Annotated in this window: 22 protein-coding genes; 3 read left to right on the forward strand and 19 right to left on the reverse strand. The window is 36.9% G+C overall.

Annotated features, from left to right (window positions below):
• Positions 1-100 precede the first annotated feature (100 nt).
• The 19 genes from ACEN2L_RS04660 to ACEN2L_RS04750 all read right to left on the reverse strand — a co-directional run bounded on the left by ACEN2L_RS04660 (position 101) and on the right by ACEN2L_RS04750 (position 19,251).
• Positions 101-658 (reverse strand): sugar transferase, encoded by a 558-nt coding sequence (locus ACEN2L_RS04660; protein WP_441742077.1) that lies wholly within the window; start codon positions 656-658, stop codon positions 101-103.
• A 1-nt stretch (position 659) separates the two neighbouring features.
• Positions 660-1,589 (reverse strand): UDP-glucose 4-epimerase family protein, encoded by a 930-nt coding sequence (locus tag ACEN2L_RS04665; protein ID WP_441742079.1) that lies wholly within the window; start codon positions 1,587-1,589, stop codon positions 660-662.
• Complete coding sequence (locus tag ACEN2L_RS04670; protein ID WP_441742081.1) at positions 1,582-2,355, reverse strand: glycosyltransferase family 2 protein; 774 nt, start codon at positions 2,353-2,355, stop codon at positions 1,582-1,584. Before ACEN2L_RS04670 ends, ACEN2L_RS04665 begins: the two co-directional genes overlap by 8 nt.
• 470 nt (positions 2,356-2,825) lie before the next feature.
• Positions 2,826-3,929: a glycosyltransferase family 4 protein gene (locus ACEN2L_RS04675; protein ID WP_441742083.1), complete on the reverse strand. Its 1,104-nt coding sequence runs from the start codon at positions 3,927-3,929 to the stop codon at positions 2,826-2,828.
• Positions 3,916-4,404 carry an acyltransferase gene (locus tag ACEN2L_RS04680; RefSeq protein WP_441742085.1) on the reverse strand — a complete coding sequence of 163 codons (489 nt, stop codon included), beginning with the start codon at positions 4,402-4,404 and terminating at the stop codon, positions 3,916-3,918. Before ACEN2L_RS04680 ends, ACEN2L_RS04675 begins: the two co-directional genes overlap by 14 nt.
• A 157-nt stretch (positions 4,405-4,561) precedes the next feature.
• Positions 4,562-5,818, reverse strand: a complete 1,257-nt coding sequence (locus ACEN2L_RS04685; protein ID WP_441742087.1) for an O-antigen ligase family protein — start codon at positions 5,816-5,818, stop codon at positions 4,562-4,564.
• Positions 5,819-5,861: 43 nt separating this feature from the next.
• Complete coding sequence (locus ACEN2L_RS04690; RefSeq protein WP_441742089.1) at positions 5,862-6,578, reverse strand: glycosyltransferase; 717 nt, start codon at positions 6,576-6,578, stop codon at positions 5,862-5,864.
• A gap of 12 nt (positions 6,579-6,590) precedes the next feature.
• Positions 6,591-7,394: a hypothetical protein gene (locus ACEN2L_RS04695; RefSeq protein ID WP_441742091.1), complete on the reverse strand. Its 804-nt coding sequence runs from the start codon at positions 7,392-7,394 to the stop codon at positions 6,591-6,593.
• Positions 7,395-7,399: 5 nt separating this feature from the next.
• Positions 7,400-8,665, reverse strand: a complete 1,266-nt coding sequence (locus ACEN2L_RS04700; RefSeq protein ID WP_441742093.1) for a hypothetical protein — start codon at positions 8,663-8,665, stop codon at positions 7,400-7,402.
• A 27-nt stretch (positions 8,666-8,692) separates the two neighbouring features.
• A complete protein-coding gene (locus ACEN2L_RS04705; RefSeq protein ID WP_441742095.1) occupies positions 8,693-9,622 on the reverse strand; it encodes a Gfo/Idh/MocA family protein in 930 nt (309 codons plus the stop codon).
• A 1-nt stretch (position 9,623) separates the two neighbouring features.
• Entirely contained in the window at positions 9,624-10,400 is a 777-nt protein-coding gene (locus ACEN2L_RS04710) for an NDP-hexose 2,3-dehydratase family protein (RefSeq protein ID WP_441742097.1), read from the reverse strand.
• Positions 10,387-10,818 carry a sugar 3,4-ketoisomerase gene (locus tag ACEN2L_RS04715; protein ID WP_441742099.1) on the reverse strand — a complete coding sequence of 144 codons (432 nt, stop codon included), beginning with the start codon at positions 10,816-10,818 and terminating at the stop codon, positions 10,387-10,389. The genes ACEN2L_RS04710 and ACEN2L_RS04715 overlap by 14 nt, the downstream gene beginning before the upstream one ends.
• A complete protein-coding gene (gene rfbA / locus ACEN2L_RS04720) occupies positions 10,811-11,680 on the reverse strand; it encodes a glucose-1-phosphate thymidylyltransferase RfbA (RefSeq protein ID WP_441742101.1) in 870 nt (289 codons plus the stop codon). Before rfbA ends, ACEN2L_RS04715 begins: the two co-directional genes overlap by 8 nt.
• Before the next feature lie 3 nt (positions 11,681-11,683).
• Positions 11,684-12,730: a dTDP-glucose 4,6-dehydratase gene (rfbB, locus tag ACEN2L_RS04725; RefSeq protein WP_441742103.1), complete on the reverse strand. Its 1,047-nt coding sequence runs from the start codon at positions 12,728-12,730 to the stop codon at positions 11,684-11,686.
• Positions 12,731-12,737: 7 nt separating this feature from the next.
• Positions 12,738-13,709, reverse strand: a complete 972-nt coding sequence (gene fcl / locus ACEN2L_RS04730) for a GDP-L-fucose synthase (protein WP_441742106.1) — start codon at positions 13,707-13,709, stop codon at positions 12,738-12,740.
• A 4-nt stretch (positions 13,710-13,713) separates the two neighbouring features.
• A complete protein-coding gene (gene gmd, locus ACEN2L_RS04735; protein WP_441742108.1) occupies positions 13,714-14,847 on the reverse strand; it encodes a GDP-mannose 4,6-dehydratase in 1,134 nt (377 codons plus the stop codon).
• An 8-nt stretch (positions 14,848-14,855) separates the two neighbouring features.
• A complete protein-coding gene (locus tag ACEN2L_RS04740) occupies positions 14,856-15,338 on the reverse strand; it encodes a GDP-mannose mannosyl hydrolase (protein ID WP_441742110.1) in 483 nt (160 codons plus the stop codon).
• Positions 15,339-15,533: 195 nt separating this feature from the next.
• Positions 15,534-16,541: a Wzz/FepE/Etk N-terminal domain-containing protein gene (locus ACEN2L_RS04745; RefSeq protein ID WP_441742112.1), complete on the reverse strand. Its 1,008-nt coding sequence runs from the start codon at positions 16,539-16,541 to the stop codon at positions 15,534-15,536.
• A gap of 28 nt (positions 16,542-16,569) precedes the next feature.
• Positions 16,570-19,251 (reverse strand): SLBB domain-containing protein, encoded by a 2,682-nt coding sequence (locus ACEN2L_RS04750; protein WP_441742113.1) that lies wholly within the window; start codon positions 19,249-19,251, stop codon positions 16,570-16,572.
• 308 nt (positions 19,252-19,559) lie between these two features.
• Here ACEN2L_RS04750 and ACEN2L_RS04755 point away from each other — a divergent pair, with 308 nt between their 5' ends.
• The 3 genes from ACEN2L_RS04755 (at position 19,560) to galE (ending at position 22,526) form a co-directional block, all read left to right on the forward strand.
• The gene (locus ACEN2L_RS04755) at positions 19,560-21,062 is read left to right on the forward strand and encodes a peptide MFS transporter (RefSeq protein ID WP_441742114.1); all 1,503 of its coding nucleotides are present in this window, start codon (positions 19,560-19,562) and stop codon (positions 21,060-21,062) included.
• 148 nt (positions 21,063-21,210) lie between these two features.
• Complete coding sequence (locus ACEN2L_RS04760; protein ID WP_441742116.1) at positions 21,211-21,510, forward strand: DUF6170 family protein; 300 nt, start codon at positions 21,211-21,213, stop codon at positions 21,508-21,510.
• A gap of 2 nt (positions 21,511-21,512) precedes the next feature.
• The gene (galE, locus tag ACEN2L_RS04765) at positions 21,513-22,526 is read left to right on the forward strand and encodes a UDP-glucose 4-epimerase GalE (protein WP_441742118.1); all 1,014 of its coding nucleotides are present in this window, start codon (positions 21,513-21,515) and stop codon (positions 22,524-22,526) included.
• Positions 22,527-22,875 lie beyond the last annotated feature (349 nt).

Consider the following 22,875-nt stretch of genomic DNA (forward strand, 5'->3'; position numbering starts at 1 on the left):
AACAATCTTCTGCAAAAAAATGGTAACAATCTGTAATCAACACGACCATTTAAATTTGCTTTAAATTTAAGGTAACACTCATCGTTTAACTCAGAAAGCCTCAGAGTTTTTTCACTCTGTCGCCTTTCCCCTTCCCTATTAATGTCATAAAAATGTATTTAAAGTAGTCTATAGTTGCTAATCCAACCAGCATCTTCGCATCTGTTTCTGCTAAAAGCTCAGGAGTCGACATGTCAATATCATTTACCTGCGCTAAACCAGTAATACCAGGACGGTAATTTAATACCCCGCGTTTTTCGCGCTGGTAAATTAAATCTTCTTGGTTAAATAAACAAGGTCTTGGCCCAACTAAACTCATATCACCCAGCAAAACATTCCACAATTGTGGCAACTCATCAAGTTTAGTTTTACGCAAAAAACCACCAAAGGGGGTAATAGCTGATGCACTGGCTAAATGGCTAGCTACATGGGCGGTATCGGGCTTCATGGTGCGAAATTTTATGAGAGTAAAGGGCTTTTTGTGACGTCCTACTCTGATTTGAAAGAAAAGTGGTGAGCCCGTATCAAAAAAACCGACTAAAATTAAAATAAGTAAAACAGGTAAACCAAAAAGCAAACCAAATAACGCAAATAAAACATCCATAAACCGGATCAACATTTTAAACTTTTTCCTCTACAAAACATTTTTCTATTCCCTCTTGAAAACTGACAACAGGCTTCCAGCCCAAGGTATTTTTAGTATGAGTTATATCAACCTGTAAATTACCACATAATCGGTCTATTACCGACTCTCTACCAGTAATTTTGCCAGCAAATTTCAGCCAACTCATAGGCACAGGCAATAGCCAAGGTTGCTTGCCAGCCGCACGAGTCATGGTTTTTAACAATTCAGTCGTTGAGACATCGTGATCATCACTAACCAAATACGTTTGATTGGCAGCCGCAGGGTGATCGATACAGGTAAAAATTAAATCAACTAAGTTATCTATGCCGACCAAACTACGTTTGTTATGAATAGCACCTAATGGCAGAGGTAGATTTTTTCGAACCAGATTTGCAAGTTTTCCAAAGTTCCCTGGAGCATTTGGTCCATAAACCAAGGGGGGTCTAAGTATCACAACTTCCATTCCAGTTTCGGCGGCGATTTGCTTAAGGCCAACTTCGGCTTCAAGTTTTGATACAGCGTAGTCTTCTACCGGACCGGGTTTATCTGCAACATTAAAAGGCCTTGTGTTGCTAATACCATTAACGCCGATTGAGCTCAGGAAGATAAAACGCTTCACCCCATTTATCGCAGCCGTAGTCGCTAAGCGTAAAGTGGTTTCAGAATTAAGTTGTCTGAATTCGGATAAAGACACTCCCATAACATGGGCTTTAGCTGCCACATGCACAATTACATCACAATCTGAGAAAAACCCGTCATTTTCAATTAAATCCACTAATCCATTGATAATTGGATAAACCACATTATTAAGAGCGCAAGATAATGGACGACGCACTGGAGCAACGATTGAGTACTGCGTACTTAGGCGTGATAATAATGCCTGACCAACAAAACCTGAGCCTCCTGTTACTAATATTTTAGTCATGCAAAGAATCATTAATGGTTTTAGGCTTTTTAAAAAAGCTCAGAAATTTAAAGGGTATTTTTATAATCAATATTGGAAAGGCTGTCCATATACCATTTTCATTACAAGCTCTGGATATTTCCATATTTTGATGGATACGCCATTTAATTCCTGAAGAACTTATGCCGCCTTCACGCATAGAAACAATAATCGAATTTACCCTATTAGTAGTAATGCCAGCTTTGAAAAATCGTGCCATTAATTCAAAGTCGGCAGCAACACGATAGTCTAGTTTATAAAAGCCCAACCGCTCAAAAAGCTCTCTTCTTGCATAAAAAGTGGGGTGCGGAACCATAAAACCAAATCTAACCTTCCAGCGACTAAAAGTGGCCGAAGTGTAAAGTCGCGAAAATTTACTTGTGTCGTTTTGTTTAACGTAAATAAGGTCGGCATAAACGGCTTGCGTTGATTCATCGAAACCACTAACAATTTGACTAACACTTTCGTTGGAGGTGTAGAAATCATCGGAATTTAAAATACCAACCACATCCCCGCTTGCCAGACGAATCCCTTTATTCATTGCGTCATAAATACCTTTATCGGGCTCGCTGACGATAGTTGCAATCTGATCACGATACTCATTGACGATGTCCATGGTACTGTCTTTCGAGCCACCATCAACGACGATGTATTCAATATCCTGGTAATCTTGCGCCAAAACTGATTCAATGGTGTCACGAATAGTTGCTGAACTATTGAAACACACCGTAATAATTGAAACTTTCATCTTTCTCTCTAAATTAATAACAACGACTAAAGCCGTGCACAGTGCTTTCAATTGCGCATAAAAAAACAACCAATAGCTCAATTTGTTTATGCTGCTAGAAACTCATTATTCTGGTTAACTTAAACAGGACACTTTTCTAAAACAATGTTAATAAGCAACGTATGGCTGGATAATATTAGCGGTATGCACTCGTTCCATGCTGTAATACTTTATTTAAGTTGCAACATCCTGCCTTATAAATTCTTTTGTTGGCTGCGGTCCTTAAGCACCAAAAATACTTCAAGCTGCCGAAGAAGCGTTCCATGGCCTATCCGGAAATTGTCAAACACGGTGCCACATCACCCATACTCACTCGCCAGCTAACCGCTACGGTTGTAGTTAACTATTGTATACCCATAAAGAGCGCGTTTATTTATACTTCAGGAAAGAGTGTTAACTAGTTGCAGGCCCTGTAACTCAATGCAAAGTCATTAGTTTTTCCTAATAAAATTTATAAATCTCGTTGCCATGTCATGAGTATTATAAGTTTTAGTAACTTTTGAGTAAGCATTATCTGAATATCGCCTTAATTCGCTAACATTATGTTTTAAATATAATATTTTTTCAGCTAAAGATTTTGAACAACCATTTGTAAAGCTAATACCATTGACCCCGTCTTCAAACACACCTATTTCTGGCATATGCATCATTCTTTCACTGTGTACTATTGCAGGTAAACCAAGAGCAAATGCGTGGATTATACTCAACCCCACAGAGCCAGGATAAACAAACACATGATTATCATTTAACAGGATTGAAATCTCATGCTCATCCCATATTTCACCATGGTAGTTTATATCAATATCTTTTGAATAAGGATACAATTTCAACATTTCTTGTTCAGGTATATTGCCAATAACATTTAGCTGGATACATTTTAACTCATTGGCGGGTACTTGGCTTAATGCTGTAATCAAAAGCTCAAAATTTGATTTGCTTGTATACCTTCCAATAAAGGCTATTTTAAAGACTTTAAACTCAAATTTTTTTTTATTAAAAAGAATACCTTTTCTAATACTTGTAACATCTAATCCGTTGTTTAATGCAACTATATCCGATGTAATTAATCCTTTAGTCAGTCGAATTTCTTCGTCTGTATAAAGTATAATCTTGTAAAAATTCATTAGTTTAAATCGAATGTAACTACCCATTCTTGAACTAGTCGATGACCATGCATGTCCCCACCAAAAAACCTCTACACCTTTTAATTTAAGTACTAGGCTAATAGCTAAACTACTTAGAAACCTGGGGTTTCCGTTTATGACCAATGAATCGCCTTTCGAAAGATTCATTTTTAAAACACTGAAGAATAAATGCTGCCAAAAAAACACTTTAAATATACTTGTCATCTTAACTAGGTTGTATCTAATAGATGGGTGAATGCTGTCCATCGATTTAACCCCTGCATTATCAACTTGCGAGCAAATAATACAAATATCAAATTCATTGTCATTTTCGCTAACTAAGCTATCGATAAATCCTTTTCGATATCTCCCAAGTGCAGGTTGTATTATGACTAATTTATTTTTTTTCATTTCTTTTTCTTAACATATCCTTGTGTGCAATAATTTCTTCTTTATTAAATCGCATTTTTATCAGTTTGGCAGGGTTCCCCGCAACAATAGAATACTCTGGCACATCGTTAATAACGGTAGATCCAGCTGCGACAATAGAACCTTCACCAATAGTAATTCCGCCTAGAATCGTTGAACCGTATCCTATCCAGACATCATCTTTAATAATAATAACTTCCGACCTTGCTCGAGGACCACAAAAAATTGTTTGGCCACATACATCATAAGTGTGCTCTCCTCTATTTATAAAACCACACTTAGGTGCAATTAACACATCATTTCCCACCACTAGATCACTGATAATAACAGTACCGCTATTAATACCAACATTATTACCAATTACTACGTTTTTATTAGGAGAAAATATTTCCACATTCCATTGAATATGAACATTCTTGCCATATTTAACAAATGAATATCTACCTTTAATATTCAAGAAATTCCTGATGTCATTAAGAATGCTCTTCAACTTAATAACGGTGTGACTATTTGAAAACATTGATAAACTTCCTATAAATATTCAAAGCAAAAAAGCATGTAAAAAGTAACTTAATATTTCGAAGTAACTATAATGAGGATCATGAATTATACTTTCAATTAATAACCTCTTTTCCGTAGAAAAAATCAGCTTTTTTGAAATACGTAAATGAAATAATAAGAACCAAGTACCAATATTCGAGTGAGCCAATAATAGTTCCAGAAAAAACACCGCCAACAAAATAGAAAATAAATAAGTACATTAGTAATCTAATTGCCACTTCTTTACTCTTATTTTGCTTTAATAAGCACTTCAATTTATAAAAAAGCAATGAATTTAAAATTACAAAAATAGAAAATCCAAATACTCCAGTTGCCATCAATATCTCTAAAAATTGATTATGAGGATAATACTTAAAACTTCTTTCAATAATTAGATCACCGAAAATTGGATTATTAGAGAATTGCTCAAACGCTCCCTGATAAAGTTGATAACGAATTTGTGCGCTCTCATCGCTTTTACCTCCCATCCTCAAATAATTTTCGACAACATCAATATCGGGCACCAATATTGAGAGAAGAAAAACACCAAGCATCAAGGCAATAGGCAGAAGACCAGTAATAAACAACAAGTTTTTAAAGTTAACTTGCAATAAAAAGTTAATACATAGAATAAACAAAGTACCAACCAGTGCCCCTCGAGACCCTGACAATAAAACACCGGAAATACCTATAAAAATACCACACAGCATTAATATTTTATTTTTACTCTGTAATTGCATCAAACCTAAGGCTAAAAAAAATAGGACTGCTGAGTACCGCCCTAAAGATATAGGGTTTAATCGTTCTAGGGAAAGTCGCTGCCCTCCTTGCCAACTGCCACTAAGAATTTGAAATGCAGAAATACATAACGTTAGTAAAACACCGAAAAATAAAATATAAAAACTCATTTGAAATAGATATTTCAAGTCTGTTTCATTGTATGATCGAATAAGAGATAACGCTGGGATAAAAACAAATAAATATCCCATAGTAATATACGAAATTATCGTGTTTTCACCTAATAAGTTCGATTGAAACATACTGTCATAAATTAAACGTGTGGTATAAATACACCAAAAAAATATAAATAGTAGAAAGATAATTTTACCTTGCTCATTAACAAAAGTTTTCTTTTTAATAAACATTAATTGAAATATAAATAAAAATGCCCCTCCTAAAACAAACATACGATATAAAATCGTTAATGGTGAAGATAGTACATTGGGGAATATAAGTTCTGATAAAGGTGCAGCCAAGCTATAACCGAATAAAGAGAAAGAGACATAAAAAAGGAAAAAATTGCCATTATTAGGAAGTCTAAAAGATTTCATTTTGTATTACTTCGCTGCCATAAGTAAGTTAAGCAATGGTAAATCATTTTTTATTAAGTCTTCCCAACGCTAGGTTGGCCCGGTGAAAAATTGATAACACAAAACCCACTAAACCAAATCGAGAAATCACCTGCTGATATTTTTCATAACGTTTTCTAATAGAGACTTTTGAGCCAACACCACCTGGTTCCGTTTCAGAAATAATATGGTTCAGATAATATATACTTTCCGGGTTTGGTTTTACATGGTCAACTACATAGCCATAGTCACCATATAGCTTAATATTTTTAGTATATTTTATATTCAAGTTTTTTTTAAAAAACATTGATTGATGGCACGCATGCATCACTCCAACGTTTAATAAATCAATGTTTTTTGCAAAATAAACTGTACCACTTTCTATTTTATTCCCATAAACAAAATTTATTGAATCATCAATATTTTCTGACTGAAAAATAGAGAATATATTTTCATCAAAAAAAGTATCTCCCGAATTCATAAAAACCAGCCAGTCATTACTGGCTAAGTCTATACCTTTGTTCATCGCATCAAAAATACCTTCGTCTTTTTCAGAGACCCATTTATTAATTATTGTCGAACTATTTTTTATAAAATTGACACTATCATCTGTTGAGCCGCCATCTATAACAATAAGTTCTACAGGTGATATGGTACTTGCTTTTACTTTTTCAAAATTGCTAATAGTTTTGTATAAACCTTTAGCGTTGTTATAATTGACTGTAATAATACTAAATGACATTTTTTTCTCTGTTTATGCTTTTAAACTGCTTGTTTTTCTAATTACTCTCAACAATTTTACGCATTGATATATTATGGTAAATATAATTTTTGAATACCACACATCTCTAGCAAGATATAAATTTAAAAAAGACATACTTTTAAATAAATGTAAGCCACCTAAATTGTGACTTATAGGAATTAAGCTATGTTTAACAACTAAATTTGTAAGTACCGATTGATCGTAACGATGACCTTTAGTCGCAAAGCAGGAGTTTTTATCGAAATATTTATCACTTATTATGTTTTCATTAGTGCAAAAATTTAACCACTCCGATATGATTGATTTTGTTTCATCATTTACCTTCCAAGCTGAAATAACCGCTTCAACTTGCGGGGTATTATAAAACTTTTCCGAATTACATTCCATTAGGTTAAAACACTCTTGGTGTGTCCATTCTTTATTCGTACCGTGTTCTGGTATCAACACCCCGGGCATAACATTATATTTTTTTGCATATAATATGATATTCTTTGGCTTCATAAAATTTTTATATCGAAGACCTTGTCCGCAGTCTTGATATATAACAATATCGTCATTCTCGGCGAGGTCCATTGCTTTTAATATAGCCCAAGGTTTCCACGCCCAAAACCCAGCCCCAGTTTTAGCTGAAAAAATTGACAAAAACTCATGGTATATAGGATCTTGCTTAAGGTCTTCATCAGTTAAAAAGATGATTTTATCTGGTCTAATAAAAAATCGAACAAAAAACTTATTCCAATAAATATTACATTTATAGGTTCCCGAGGCATATGAAACGAAGATAACTTTAGCCATAGTAATTACTTATAAGCCCTTTGGTATAATAAAATAAAGACAACCACTCTAAGACTTGTCATAACAGCAAGTACCGCACTTAAATCGATTTGAATGGAAAACATAAAACCAATTAAAATAAAAATTAGAAATAATAATGCCTCAGCCATTAACATTCTTCCCATATAACTAAAAGTTCCAAGGCCCATTAATATAATAACCGGCGCTTGTACCATTGATATAACTAAGAAGTACGAACCGGCAAGTACGAGCTCTTGCTGAGTAAATATCACCGCTTTCCCTAGCCATAGCTCAAATACTAACAAGCCAAAATTAATCATAATAACAAAGTTGGCTAAACCATATACTAAGAAACCAAGACCGAGCCAGACTTTAACTTTTTTTAACCAAAGCAGATCATTTTTTGCTTTAGCTTCTGTAATTAATGGCCATAGAGGTAATTGAATGGCGGCAAAAAATGTACCCGATATAAGTAAGTAACGAAAAATAATTTCCATTTTAGCTGCTGCAAGTGTGTCATTAGTCCCTAAATAAATTATCGCAAATGACTTTATAATAACAACAGAAAGTTGGATCATAAGGTTGGCTAACATAAAGTGATATATTTTTCTAAACAGAAATTTGTTAGTTTTAAAAGGTAAGTAAAGGCCTTTCACAAAAAAGCTTTTGTCTAATGTGAAAAAATTTATAATTTTCGATATTAGGAGAGGAAAATACAATATAATAACAGCAAGTGGCAGTAAAGTTTGTTCAGCTAAAGGGAGTTGATAAGCAGCGTAAATAGAGACAATTATCGTGATATTTGCACACATTATAAATAAATTATTAATATGCTGTTGTTTAGTTCCTTGCCTAATAGAATCAGCAATCGTAAAGTTAATAGTTAAAATAGATATTACGAATAAAATAAGTGCTGAAATAACTAAATCTTGGTTATTTTGATATACAAATAGACCAATAACTAAAAAAATAGCTGTTAGCACTAAACTACCTAAAACGAGCAGAGTTCGACTTCCAGCAATAACACTTTGTTGTTCTAATAGCCCTTGATTCTCAGACATAACTTTTGTGACGAACGGACTAACTCCACCAGATAAAATATTAACCCAGCCTATCATTGACATTAATATTGCCAAACGGCCAAAATTATAGGTACCAATCATAGAAATCAACAAAGGTATTGATAGTATCTGATAAATAAAACTAACTAACTTGGACAATAATGAGGAGGAGAAAGCTTTATAAAATACCGTTTTTCTTTCGATATTCACGTAATATTTTCCAAAGAGTGAAGACTATTATAAGTTGTTTTTAATAGCATCAATTATTTTAGCTCTTTCAAGAATACCTTCAAGATGTTCTAAATCGCCATGGCCACTATTAAAAAAATCAGAAAATAACCTATAAAAATGATCACAAGGGTTAATTAAAATTTCTTCTCTTTTCCCGTTGTTTTTTGTAATTGTTACTACTGTTTGTAATGATGGTGGTTTAGAAAATGCTCTTCCTACAGTCACTTGTTTATCCTCAAACTCAAGGATTATTTCACTTTTATATAATCGCCCAATGCCCCATTCAGCAACAGCATATAGTTCTTTATAACTAAAAATGGCGATACCAGATAGATCAACAGAATAACTTGGCTGTCCTGTAATTATTGATTTCACCATATTAGGCATACCTAGTAACGAAATAATCATCGATAATGGATAAAAACCAACATCAAGTAACGCCCCTCCTCCAAGGTTTTTTGAATACCTGATATTATCCGGTGATAGATGAGGAATTTGAAAACTAGTATATATTTTGACTAATCTCCCATTGCATTCATTCTTTAAGTAGTTTTTAAGCCATATGAATTGATCATGATATTGATACATGACTACTTCATGAAGTTTTACATTCGTTTTTTTTGCAAGATTAACTAGCTCCTCACTATCTTCAAAACTAACTGATAGAGACTTTTCACAAAGTACATTCTTACCCGCTGTTAATGCTTCTTTTACATACTTATAATGGCTACTGATAGGAGTCGCAATATATATGGAAGTAATATCTTTATCTGCTAGGACTTCAGAAAAGTCTGTTATAAAAAAGAAAGTAGTTTGATGCTTATATTTATCCAAATCTCTTACAACGACATATTTCACCACAACGTCTTGAAGTTTTTCTAATGCAGGTAAAATATTACGTTGTACATGATCTCCAAAACCTATAATTGCTAACATATTATATCCCTGCCAGAATGCCACGAATATGTGGTGCAACAATTGCGTCCTGTGTAGCTATAAGCTGAATTAATTGATATAACGTTACCCAACGGTATCGTTCACTTACAACATCAAGATAAATGCTTTCAGGAAGCTCGACTATCATAGAGCGATTGCGTTTATTGTATAAACGCCCGCCATCTTCTGACATCCATTCATCGAATAATACTTTAGCCCCCATTTTATCTGTATCAAGAAAATACTCAGCATAGGGAGTTGCATTCCCTTTATGAGCTCGTTTTAAGTTGCTGAAAGTGGCTTGAACTGTTGTACTAATTTGTACTAAATTATAATTGCCAGGTTCAGCCTTCGCTTCTACAAGATAATGCGGAACACCATTAATTCTTTGACGAAGCAGCCCTAATATACCACCATCATAACCAGCTTGAGTTAGTATGGGTTGATCCCAACCGCCAGTAACTTCCCTTGTAGCAGTATTAGACACTCTTAAGCCGTCTACTCTGAAAAACTCCCCTGAAGAGTGAACATAAGAACCTGTTGATTCGTCAAAGTCCCATTCTCGGCAGTCTTTCAATGGGATAATGTCTATTTTCATGTTACATTTTGAACATTGTTCTTTATACCAAGATAGGATAGATTCAAATTCATTATTTTCATCATGAGAAATCATACGCTCGAACTTAAACTCTAATGAAACATTACTTTCCTTGCCCCCGAGCGATTTATAACATTCTGCAAAGGTTTTTAGACAAGTTTGATAGTTATTGTTTTTCATTATTATTCTCTTTAACTTTAACTTTAACTAAAAATTCATCGTAATCTCTAATAACTTTATCATCTTGGTAAATACGATCACATAGTACCAACATTACAGCATCACTTGTAAAGTTACTCATTGTCCTCCAAACTAAGCCATCGACAAAAAGACCTTTCCCGTTGTTCGATATACTATAAGTTTCTTTTACTTTACCGTTGTCGAGAATGATATCAAAGCTCCCTGCAACACACAGTATGAACTGATTAAGCTGTTCATGAGCATGTTCACCTCTTTGTTCATCTTTGCCAATATTGGTAAGATAAAATATTCGCTCTACTTTAAAGTCAAAATGCTTGCCAAGTTCAGCAACAGATAAGGCACCTCTATCATCTTGGATATGATCAATTGCTGTAATATTCCAACCATTATTAATCATTACTAACTAACCCCAACAAATATTTGCCATAATTATTCTTTAGCATTGGCTGTGCTAGTTTTAGAACTTGATCTTTGGTTAACCATTGTTTTGAATATGCGATTTCTTCCAAACAGGCAACTTTTAGCCCTTGCCTATGCTCAATAGTTTGAACAAAATGGCTAGCTTCTAATAAGCTATCATGGGTACCTGTATCTAACCATGCAAAACCACGACCTAATAGTTCAACATTTAAGCTACCTCTTCGCAAATATTCATTATTGATACAAGTAATCTCCAACTCACCTCTATCCGATGGTTTAATTCCCTTAGCTATTTCCACAACATCGCTGTCATAAAAATACAAACCTGTAACAGCATAATTGGATTTAGGACATTTCGGTTTTTCTTCAATTGAAAGTACGCGCATTTCATCGTCAAATTCTACTACACCAAAACGTGCAGGATCTTTAACTTGATAACCGAAAACAGTTGCCCCGGCTATATTTTTGGCAACTTTTTGAAGTTGTAGAGAAAAGCCTTGGCCATAGAACACATTATCCCCTAGAACTAAACATACTGAGTCATTGCCTATAAATTCTTCGCCAATAATAAAAGCTTGAGCTAAACCATCAGGACTAGGTTGGATTTCGTATGAAATATTAATACCAAATTGAGAGCCATCAGATAACAATCGTTGGTAACTTTTAAAGTCTTCTGGTGCTGTTATTATTAAAACATCTCGTATACCTGCAAGCATCAACACTGAAATAGGATAAAAGATCATTGGTTTGTCATAAATGGGTAGTAGTTGTTTCGATACACCTTGGGTAATTGGATAAAGTCGTGTTCCTGAACCGCCAGCTAAAACTATTCCTTTCATATGTTAAACTCCTAAGCGTTGTCGTTGATACGAACCATCTTGTACATGTTGACACCAAGTCTTATTTTTTATATACCATTCGACCGTTTTTCTTAGACCAGTTTCGAATGTTTCTTCTGGTTTCCAGCCAAGCTCTCGCTCAATTTTACTTGCATCTATCGCATAGCGCAGATCATGACCTGGCCTATCTTTAACAAAAACTATTTGATCTTGGTAGTCGGCTTCTTGTGGCGCTAATTCATTTAATAAGTGACAGATAGTTTTAACCACTTCAATATTTTGTTTTTCATTATGACCTCCGATGTTGTAGGTTTCCCCAACATTGCCTTCAGTAACAACTTTATATAAAGCACGAGCATGGTCTTCAACATATAGCCAATCACGAATTTGATTTCCTTTACCATATATTGGTAAAGGTTTACCTTCTAAGGCATTTAAAATAACTAATGGAATTAATTTTTCAGGGAAATGGTAAGGACCGTAGTTATTTGAGCAATTAGTAATAATGGTTGGCAAACCGTAAGTACGAAACCAAGATCTCACTAGATGATCGCTTGACGCCTTTGATGCTGAGTATGGACTACTAGGTTCATATGAGGTAGTTTCAGTGAATAAGTCCGTAGTACCTTCTAAATCTCCGTATACTTCATCCGTTGATATATGATGAAAACGAAAAGCTGATTTTTGTTCTTCACCTAATTCCAACCAATATTTGCGGGTTGCTTCTAATAATTGATAAGTACCAACAATATTAGTTTCAATAAATGCCTTAGGTCCATCTATTGAACGATCAACATGTGATTCTGCAGCTAGATGCATGACAGCATCAGGCTTGTACTTTGAAAAAACACGATCTAATTCGATGCGGTCACAGATATCAACTTGCTCAAAGCTATAACGTTTTGAATCACTAATATCTAATAAAGATTCTAAATTGCCTGCATAGGTCAACTTATCTAGGTTAATCACCAAATCATTGGTATTGTTAATAACGTGTCTAATAACGGCAGAGCCTATAAAACCTGCCCCCCCCGTGACTAATATTTTCATTTATTTGTTAACCTCTAAACTTATCTTGATTGTTTAAAAACCACTCATAAGCTTTAGCGAGGCCATTTTCTAACGGTACTGTATACTCCCAGCCTAAAGATTTAAGCCTGTCTACATTCATTAACTTACGTGGGGCTCCGTCAGGCTTAGTAGAATCAAATTTCACATTACCTGTAAATCCTACAACTTTAACAACCGTTTCAACCAATTCTTTAATAGTACAATCGACCCCTGTGCCTATATTAATGTGGCTTAACATAGATTCAGTATTTTCATCATAAGTAGATTTATCTAGATTCATTACATGAATTGAAGCATCAGCCATATCATCAACGTATAAAAACTCTCGCATTGGCTTGCCACTGCCCCATGCAACTACTTCTTTAACACCATTAATTTTAGCTTCATGGAAACGTCGGATTAATGCAGGTACTACATGGCTGTTCTCAGGGTGAAAATTATCATGTGCTCCATAAAGGTTAGTTGGCATCACACTGCGGTAGTCACGCCCATATTGCCGGTTATAACTTTCACAAAGCTTAATACCCGCTATTTTAGCTATTGCATAAGGTTCGTTCGTTTCTTCTAATGTACCAGTTAGCAAAGCTGTTTCTTTCATTGGTTGGTCAGCTAACTTAGGATATATGCACGAAGAACCTAAAAACAATAACTGCTGAATATTAGCTAAGTGCGCGCTGTGAATAATATTGCACTGGATCATTAGGTTCTCATAAATAAAATCCGCAGGATAAGTATTATTTGCAACTATTCCCCCCACTTTAGCTGCGGCTAGATACACCTGTTCTATTTTTTCTGTTAGAAAAAACTCAAGTACTGCTTGTTGGTTAGTTAAGTCCAACTCAGTTCGCGTGCGGGTGATAATATTAGTATGGCCACTTGTCTTAAGTTGACGAACAATAGCTGAACCAACCATGCCGCGGTGTCCAGCGACAAATATTTTAGTATTTAACGCTACCATGCAGTTAACCCTGATTTTCAATCGATATAGCTACGTTATGACCGTGTGCTTTAAGTAATGCGTGCTGTTTTGCTTTACTTAAATCATTCTGCACCATTTCAGCACACATATCTTCAACTGTGATTTGCGGTACCCAGCCCAACTTTTCTTTTGCTTTTGAAGGATCACCGAGTAAGGTTTCAACTTCCGCTGGTCGGAAGTAACGTGGGTCAACTCGCACTATCACGTCGCCAACTTTTAGTGCTTGTGCGTTATCACCTGCGATAGCCTTAACTGTCGCTATTTCGTCAATACCTTTACCGGTGAATTCTAATTCAACACCTACTTCTTTCGCTGATAATGACACAAATTCACGAACAGATATTTGTTTACCCGTTGCAATAACAAAATCATCGGCAGTGTCTTGTTGCAACATCATCCATTGCATACGCACATAATCTTTGGCATGGCCCCAATCACGCAGTGCATCCATATTACCTAGATATAAACATGTTTCTAAACCTTGAGAAATGTTAGCAATTGCACGGGTAATTTTACGTGTAACAAAAGTTTCACCCCGTCGAGGAGATTCATGGTTAAACAATATACCGTTACAGGCATACATTCCATATGACTCACGATAATTAACGACTATCCAATAGGCATACATTTTTGCCACTGCATAGGGTGAACGCGGGTGAAATGGCGTAGTTTCTTTTTGGGGAATTTCTTGGACTTCACCATAAAGCTCAGACGTTGAAGCCTGATAAAATTTTGTTTTCTGCTCGAGCCCTAAAAAGCGAATGGCTTCTAACAAACGCAGAGTACCTATCGCATCGACGTCGGCAGTATATTCAGGGCATTCAAAAGACACAGCAACGTGTGATTGCGCCCCCAAGTTGTATACCTCATCAGGCTGCACTTCTTTTATAATACGAGTTAAGTTAGATGAATCGGTTAAGTCACCGTAATGCAAAAAGAACCGCTGGTTTTTATCATGATTATCTTGATAAATATGATCAACTCGTTCTGTATTTAACGATGAAGCCCGACGTTTAATACCATGAACTTCATAACCTTTTTCTAACAAAAATTCTGCAAGGTAAGAGCCATCCTGCCCTGTAACACCAGTGATTAACGCAACTTTATTTTTTTTCATGTAAATTCCTAAGGTTGAAAAGCAGTAATTAGGTTATCAGCTTGCTTATTTGACTGTAGGTACCATTTGGTGTGGATATGTACCTCATCATTATTTAATAGTTCTGTTTCTGAAAACCAATGATAATCACGATGTTGATCAAGAGGCAATACTGACATATCTGCGGTAAAAATGACTTCAAAGGCCATTACAATGTAATGTGTTGTGAAGTTTTCTTCAAAAAAATTATCTTCATAAAAGTGTTGATAAATACCTTTAAAACAGCCTGAGGTCTTATCCATTCCTAATTCTGCTTTTAGTAAGCGTGTAAATGCTTGCTCAATAGTCTCATCTTTTAAAACTCTCCCCCCAGGAACAAACCAAAAATCTCTGGCCGGTCGATTAGCCCGTCTTCCTAATAAAATATTAGCCTGAGTATCTCTCACTAGTAAATCAATAGATATGAGCGGGGTAGAGGCCACAACCGTTTTAAACAATTCTTCGCTTAACATCCGAACTTTTCCTAATTACCATTACAAAAATTAAGTCAAAATCAATTTCTCACGTGCAAAGTCTCTTAATTCTAATACTTAATTATTGGTAATTTTAATTGTTATTTTTTAATGCAGGATTCACTTGCTTATACGCTATCCAAGTAAAATGTGTTTTAACAGCAGGATCGAAAGTAACTACTGCTAAAGCTGAGTTTATCTGTCGCCATTAGTGGTTTTATTACTCGCAAAGTAACGTATCAACACAATCATCACTGCTACCATACCGCCTAATAATACGCCTAACACCACAATTAGAGCACGCTTGGGCTTAGCTTTTAATTCTGGAACTAAAGCCGAATCGATGGTTTTAAACACATACTCATCTCTAACCTCAGCAAACATCAATGTTTTTGTTTGTTCTTCAATCAATTGATATAAAAGGGTTTTATGCTCAGTTATTGTGGTTTTTTCAATTTGAGATTGTAAATAAGCAATACTTTTCTCGGCCTCTTGTTTATCGCGGCTCTTCATGTTGAGATTAATATCTCGTATTAACCAATCTACCCATTGCTTTGCTATATAAGGTGAATAATGTTGAATACTGATATTCACCATGCTAGTTTCCTTATCTTTCGCTAAATTCAGTAGATTTTTGAATGTCTCAATGGCCTCTTGCATAGAGGGTTTAATTTGCCTAGGTGGTTTAACTTGGCGCACCCACTCATCACTTTTCGGCAGATATATCTCTGTATCATAGATTACTGAATTATTTATTCGGTCCCACTCTTTGACCGCCATTAAATCAGGCAAAATATTATGCCTGTCTACAAACTGACTAAAAAACTCTCGAGATTTAAGTATCTCGATTGCCATATCGGTTTTATCCGCCTTTGCCCCGCCTAAATTAACTCCAGCTAATGAGGCTAAGCCACCAAACTGGCTCGCTAAAGCTCCAAGCCCACCTTGTTGTTCGCTGTTTGCAGGTGCAAGTAACGCCTCTGATTTATAAATATTCGGCAAACTTAGAGCATAAAAAATAGAGGCGATGGTGAATATGGCCGTCACCCCAATAATTATCCATTTGCCTGACCAAATTACATTCCACAGTTTTCGAAAATCAATTTCATCATTGTCCGCATCTGAATTCTGCAAATTCTCAGGAGTTATCATTACATAGCGTATATTGTCTTTATTTACTTCGTTTAAATTATTATCAGTCATACTAAATTTACTAATACTCTTTTAAGAGTTATAGCCTCCCGATCGCGACAAGTGCCACTACTGACTGATAGAATATTGTTGTAACAGTCTGCCACAACCCAAGGCGCTCAAAGTTAACAACATCTCTTGGGACTACGATGGTGTCACCCGGTTCAAGCATGATACTTTTATCATCAAACCAAAAATTATTATTTGGTACTTTTACCGAACCGTTCGCTTTTACTATGTATATTTTACCGTTGTCTGCACGCTCTGTTAATCCACCAGAACGTTCGATGTAATCACTAAACGTGAGATTTTCTTCAAGTATGTGAGTTGTGGGTACAAAAACCTCACCGATTACCGATACAGAAGCAGAAATACTGGGCACAAAAAGTTTGTCGCCATTTTTAAGTTTAACGTCGGCTGTTTGAACACCATTAGCAATATCAGGCAAATTGATAACCAATCGGCCAACAGGCTCTACCGACATTAATTCACTGAGTATTTCACTGGCCTCTTTGTAGTCTATTGTTTTAACGTTTTGACTGCCTGATACATTACTTGAAATAATCTGCTGTTTAAGCTCTTCAACTGTTTTATCCATGTTGGCTTTTTCGCGTTCTTTGAGCTCTTCACGGGTAAAAATAGCGGCTCGAACACTTGCTTCGCTGGTAAAACCGCCTGCACGTTCAATGACTTGAGCTAAGGTTTCATTTTTTTTAATTTGATAAATACCCGGAAATACCACCTCTCCGATTAATTCAACTCTTCTATTGTCATACCAATCAGGTGCTCGTAGTACATTTAAGGTGTCTTTGCTTGTTAGCAACTGATTGGATGCCAAGTCACCATTCAAGGCATCAATTAAATTAATTTGTATATGATTAATTTTGTAAGAATTTTCATTATCAAGTTGCGTTCTGGATAACTCTGCTTTTTGCACAAAAGCTGATTCGACTAAGCCGCCACTGGCAAGCAGTAAATCTTTTACTCTTCCCTGTTTAGGGATTGGGTAAATCCCGGGATACCTTACTTGGCCCGTAATTTCAGCCAGTTTTACCGGGTTGGATTGTGTGCCTTCTTCCTTGAGCCTGGCGATAATTGGCGCAAGCAAACGAGCCCGAGAATAATTTTGGGTTTCTTTTAGTAATAATTGCTTATCTGTAAAAGAAGCTGACTCGACTTTTTGTAAAAAGTTGCCTTGTTTACCATCGAGACTATCTTGCGCGCCTTTTAAATCGCCTTCTACGAGCTCACGCTGTACAGAATTATACTCGCGCACTGCACTCGATTCTTTTTTAAGCTCTGTCGCAGTTTCAGCCGCTGAAACTGCGAAACTATCGTCCACTCCATAGCGGTTAAAAATTGTTACTTGATCATACTTTTGCAAGGCTAAGTCAAAATTACCATCTAAGACTTTAGCGGGCTCAAACTGAATCACTTCGCTTGAACTTGAAAAACGCTCTTTTCGAATAACAAGTCCGTAATTTAAGTCTGCGTTTTTAAGTAAGGTATGTTGCTTGATGATAGACGACAATTTGAGATCGTCACGCCACTGCATTAAACCTGGAGAGGTATAAGCCCCCATTATCACGATGGCATTAGTGAATTCGTTATTTGAATCAGGAATAGTAATGTAATCGCCACTACTAATCGCTAAACTTTTACCTGCCGCGGTAAGAAAATTAATCGTCTTAACTTCTAAGCCATTGTTGGGTGTTTTTCTTGCAATTTGAATCGAATCTGCCGCACCGGATGGTAAGACGCCACCGGCGATCTCTAATAATTTGCTGAGGTTCTCGCCTTCTTTTGCTTCGTAAATAGCTGGACGCCGAACGCTTCCATCGATGCTGACTAACTTTTGCACCGTTGGGACAAAAATCACATCACCTTGCTGTAAACGCAAATCACCCTGCGTATTACCAAATACTAATAAATCATAAAAATCAAACTCACCAACTGTTTTACCTGCTCGTTTTAATTGAATATTGCGAAGAGAGCCAATTTCACTCACCCCTCCACTGGCAAATAAAGCGTGCGTGATTGTCGATAATGCACTCAAGGTGAATGCGCCGGGTCTGAATACCTCACCCACCATATAAATCTGGATAGTTCTAAGTGTACCCATCGTAATATGAGGGGTAACACCGATAACTTGTTGGCTGTACTTTGCAGTTAGTTCTTTTTTAAGTTGTTGATAAGTGAGTCCGACTACAGATAATGGGCCTAACTCGGGAACTTGAATAGTACCTTCGTTGTTGACGAACAATTCAAACTGCGATGTTTCCTTGCCGAATAACTGTACGTTTATGCTGTCTCCAGGCCCCATCACATAATCAGCAGGCACTGGTATATTATTTGCTGGTGCAAAATTAACACTATTACCCTCAGCTGATGTGGCAAACAAACTGTAGCCAAACGGTTTTAATTCTTTTGTAAGATCTTTTGTCGCACTTTGCTCTGACAATCTTTGTGATATCGCTTTTTCGTTCACGTCTCGTTGAACTTGCTCGTTAGGTTGCTGTGTATCTGATGTGCTGGGATTCTGATTACCCATTTGAAAGTCAGACAAGTTGATACCCATTTGCTTTGCAAGCGCTTCTTGTTGAGCTCTTGGCATGTTTTTAAACTGTTCAATTTGCTGAGCGGTAGGAGTGAAAGCAAAAACAGGCTGCATAAAAGCAAATACTAATAATATTGTTACTTGAATTTTAAACTTTCTTAACATGCTTATTATCCATAAAAGGCGAAGGCTGAGTATGCTCGTAAATGAGCTTCTTCAAAGGCGCCGGATGATAACTGAATTACCCCATGAGTTAAATGCAAAATCAAATATTATTCCCCTCTTTGGCTGATTTTTAAGCACAATCAATTAGAAAAGTTGTGTTCGTTTGTAAGCTCTAGTATAAATTGCGCAACGCCTAGCATGCCCCCTTATTAAACTCCGCAGCATGATATCCAGATGCCCTTGGAAGCAACATTCATTTTAAGCGGCGACGCTAGGTACATTAATAATAAAAATTAAAGGCAATTTTGATGACGACAGAAACAACAATTGACCGAACAAACGATACGCGTTTTCTCGGTCACCCCATTGGTTTATCTACTCTTGCAATGACTGAAATGTGGGAACGCATGAGTTATTACGGTATGCGGGCCATGTTAGTGTTATTTATGACTGCAGCCTTGCAAGAAGGTGGGATGGGTTTAACCGTTGCTGCAGCTGGTGCTATTTACGGTTTATACACGGGCTCGGTGTATTTTGCTGGCCTTCCGGGAGGTTGGATTGCTGACCGCTTAATTGGGGGGCAAAATGCAGTGTTCTTTGGTGGGGTGATCATCATGATTGGCCATATTATTTTGGCTATTCCGCATGATGCGAGCTTTTTCATTGGTTTGATTTTTGTTGTATTGGGCACCGGCTTATTAAAACCCAATATCGGCGCCATGGTAGGTGAATTGTATTCAGCCAAAGACGCACGCCGTGACGCGGGTTATACCCTTTATTATATGGGCATTAATATTGGTTCGTTGATCGGTTACGGGGTCTGTGGTTACTTACAAGTCAATTACGGTTATCACTATGCCTTTGCAGCAGCTGCTGTAGGTATGTTAATTGGTTTAATTCAATTTAAGTTAACTCAAAAAAATCTAGATGGTGTTTCTCCAAAACCCGTCGTACCGTTGTCACCCCAAGGCGCAACAATAGCGTGGGCTGTAATCGCCATTTTCTTAGCGGTTATCGCCGTAATCACAGCCCTTACATTCCAAGGCAGTATTGTTATTGAGCCAGTAGCTATGGCGCAGAAAGTTGCCGTGGTATTTGTTTTTACCTTTTTAGTGTACTTTTTTGGTATATTTTTTCTTGGCAAGTTAAACCCTGATGAGAAAAAACGCATGGGCGCATTATTTCTTATCTGTGTAGCATCAGCGTGTTTCTTCGCCGGTTTTGAGCAAGCAGGCTCTAGCTTAAACTTGTTCGGTCAAGATTATACACAACGCATGTTGGGCACCTTTGAAATTCCAGCGGCTTGGTTTCAATCAGCCAACTCTATCTTCATAATTATCCTTTCGCCCTTTTTTGCTGCTTTATGGGTTAATTTGGGTAAACGCATGATCGAGCCGTCTTATAGCGTAAAATGTGCCCTAGGCTTAATTATTATGGCCACTGGCTTTATCGTCATGTTTTTTGCCGCAGGAATTGCAGCAACAGGCTTGAAAGTTGCGCCTTATTGGCTGGTGATGACGTATTTCTTACATACGGTTGGCGAGTTATGTTTAAGCCCAGTGGCATTAAGTGCGGTAAGTAAATTGTCTCCTAAACGTTTTGGCGGACAGTTGATGGGTGTATTTGTTTTAACCTATTCTATGGGCAGTGTAATAGCAGGCTTACTAGCCGGACAGTTCGACCCAGAGCAAGTTGACCAAATGCCAGGACTATATATGCAAATCAGTTTATTCAGTATAGCGATTGGCATTGTTTTACTGTTATTGTCTTTTAAGACAGGCAAATGGGAAAAACTTGCGGAGAAAGCTTAAGTGATAAAGTGAGTTGAGATAGTGACTTAAATACCGCTTTAGCAATAAATATTAATTATAGTATAATTAACGCCTGATATAGAGAATGTATCAGGCGTTTTACTTTCAGAGCCCTGAATTTTTCTGATCTAGCAACAATGGTAGCCATATGAAATTGTATTTTTCCAGTAAACAAATACCGCAGCTTCAAGCTCTGCCATTATTAGAACGCTTAACAATACTAAGAGAGGCACAAAAGCACCTAACGGGCCCCGAAAAGGTGCTACTCAATGTTCTAAAGCTGCTACTCCTGATCCCTGCATTTGTCATGATTCTACAAATTAGCGAAAATTGGTGGGCGCTTGCTTGGGCTTTATTGATTTTTTTACTTTATCCCATTGTTGTAAAGCCGATACAATTTAGCTTAAGCGCAAAATATATCTCACTCGTTAAACCACAAGGACATTAAACATGCAAACAATCTTAGTTACTGGTGGAGCTGGTTACATTGGCAGTCATACTGTTTTACAGTTGTTAGAGGCCGGACAAGATGTCGTTGTGCTAGATAACCTATGTAACTCTTCTGAAGAGTCATTACTCAGAGTGGCAGCCTTAACTGGCAAACAAGCGCGATTTATTCAAGGTGATATCCGAGATGCTCAGCTATTAGCGACTATTTTTGATGAAAACAAAATCGATTCTGTTATTCATTTTGCTGGTTTAAAAGCCGTGGGCGAATCGGTCGAGATGCCACTCAATTATTACAACAATAACGTGTATGGCACGTTGGTTTTATGTGAGGCCATGCAACAAGCAGGCGTTAAAAATATTGTATTTAGCTCATCTGCTACGGTGTATGGCGACCCTGTTTCTTTGCCTCTGCGAGAAGATATGCCAACTGGTCAGCCAACTAATCCTTACGGTATGTCGAAGCTAATGGTTGAGCACGTATTGCAAGACTTATACAAATCAGACAACGAGTGGAATATCGCTATTCTTCGCTATTTTAACCCTGCCGGGGCACATCCTTCAGGACGTATAGGTGAAAACCCAAATGGCATTCCAAATAATCTAATGCCGTTTATTACCCAAGTCGCTACCGGTAAACGTGAGTTTTTGTCGGTATTTGGTGATGACTACACTACCCACGATGGTACTGGCGTTCGTGATTATATTCATGTTGAAGACTTAGCAGCAGGCCATCTTAAAGCCCTTGAAAAACTGGCTCAAAACGTTGGTATTGTGACGTACAACCTAGGCACTGGCCAAGGCTACAGTGTATTAGACATGGTTAAAGAATTTGAAAAACAGAGCGGCCAGCCCATTCCATTTAAAATAGTACCTAGACGCAGTGGTGATGTAGCCGCTTGTTATGCAGACCCGCAAACCGCTTACGAAGCGCTAGGCTGGAAAGCTGAACGAGGCCTTGCCGAAATGTGCAAAGACTCATGGAACTGGCAATCAAGTAATCCAAACGGGTATTAAGCGACGAACATACTGCCTGCAGAGATAGCCACTGTAGGCGCGAATTTTCAAAGATTACATTAGCCAAGCAAGCCATTAGTATCAGATGATGTTGATTTAACCGGCCGTAAACGACCTCCTACAGGTGATGTTACGTCTTTTGTAGGAGCGCCTTTAGGCACGAATATTAAAAGGTCACATTAGCCAAGCAAGCCATTTGCATCACATGATGTTGATTTAACCGGCCGTAACGCCCTCCTACAGGTGATGTTTCGTCTTTTGTAGGGGCGTATCTAGGCGCGAATTTTCAAAGGTTACATTAGCCAAGCTAGCCATAAGCATCCATGATGTTGATTTAACCGGCCGTAAA

Source organism: Flavobacterium sp. W21_SRS_FM6 (assembly GCF_052119645.1).
Classification (GTDB): Bacteria; Pseudomonadota; Gammaproteobacteria; order Enterobacterales; family Alteromonadaceae; genus Paraglaciecola.

Coding starts and splice junctions, on each gene's coding strand:
- ACEN2L_RS04660 (WP_441742077.1), bottom strand. CDS start 658: ATGTTGATCCGGTTTATGGATGTTTTATTTGCGTTATTTGGTTTGCTT.
- ACEN2L_RS04665 (WP_441742079.1), bottom strand. CDS start 1,589: ATGACTAAAATATTAGTAACAGGAGGCTCAGGTTTTGTTGGTCAGGCA.
- ACEN2L_RS04670 (WP_441742081.1), bottom strand. CDS start 2,355: ATGAAAGTTTCAATTATTACGGTGTGTTTCAATAGTTCAGCAACTATT.
- ACEN2L_RS04675 (WP_441742083.1), bottom strand. CDS start 3,929: ATGAAAAAAAATAAATTAGTCATAATACAACCTGCACTTGGGAGATAT.
- ACEN2L_RS04685 (WP_441742087.1), bottom strand. CDS start 5,818: ATGAAATCTTTTAGACTTCCTAATAATGGCAATTTTTTCCTTTTTTAT.
- ACEN2L_RS04690 (WP_441742089.1), bottom strand. CDS start 6,578: ATGTCATTTAGTATTATTACAGTCAATTATAACAACGCTAAAGGTTTA.
- ACEN2L_RS04695 (WP_441742091.1), bottom strand. CDS start 7,394: ATGGCTAAAGTTATCTTCGTTTCATATGCCTCGGGAACCTATAAATGT.
- ACEN2L_RS04705 (WP_441742095.1), bottom strand. CDS start 9,622: ATGTTAGCAATTATAGGTTTTGGAGATCATGTACAACGTAATATTTTA.
- ACEN2L_RS04710 (WP_441742097.1), bottom strand. CDS start 10,400: ATGAAAAACAATAACTATCAAACTTGTCTAAAAACCTTTGCAGAATGT.
- ACEN2L_RS04715 (WP_441742099.1), bottom strand. CDS start 10,818: ATGATTAATAATGGTTGGAATATTACAGCAATTGATCATATCCAAGAT.
- rfbA (WP_441742101.1), bottom strand. CDS start 11,680: ATGAAAGGAATAGTTTTAGCTGGCGGTTCAGGAACACGACTTTATCCA.
- rfbB (WP_441742103.1), bottom strand. CDS start 12,730: ATGAAAATATTAGTCACGGGGGGGGCAGGTTTTATAGGCTCTGCCGTT.
- fcl (WP_441742106.1), bottom strand. CDS start 13,709: ATGGTAGCGTTAAATACTAAAATATTTGTCGCTGGACACCGCGGCATG.
- gmd (WP_441742108.1), bottom strand. CDS start 14,847: ATGAAAAAAAATAAAGTTGCGTTAATCACTGGTGTTACAGGGCAGGAT.
- ACEN2L_RS04740 (WP_441742110.1), bottom strand. CDS start 15,338: ATGTTAAGCGAAGAATTGTTTAAAACGGTTGTGGCCTCTACCCCGCTC.
- ACEN2L_RS04745 (WP_441742112.1), bottom strand. CDS start 16,541: ATGACTGATAATAATTTAAACGAAGTAAATAAAGACAATATACGCTAT.
- ACEN2L_RS04750 (WP_441742113.1), bottom strand. CDS start 19,251: ATGTTAAGAAAGTTTAAAATTCAAGTAACAATATTATTAGTATTTGCT.
- ACEN2L_RS04755 (WP_441742114.1), top strand. CDS start 19,560: ATGACGACAGAAACAACAATTGACCGAACAAACGATACGCGTTTTCTC.
- ACEN2L_RS04760 (WP_441742116.1), top strand. CDS start 21,211: ATGAAATTGTATTTTTCCAGTAAACAAATACCGCAGCTTCAAGCTCTG.
- galE (WP_441742118.1), top strand. CDS start 21,513: ATGCAAACAATCTTAGTTACTGGTGGAGCTGGTTACATTGGCAGTCAT.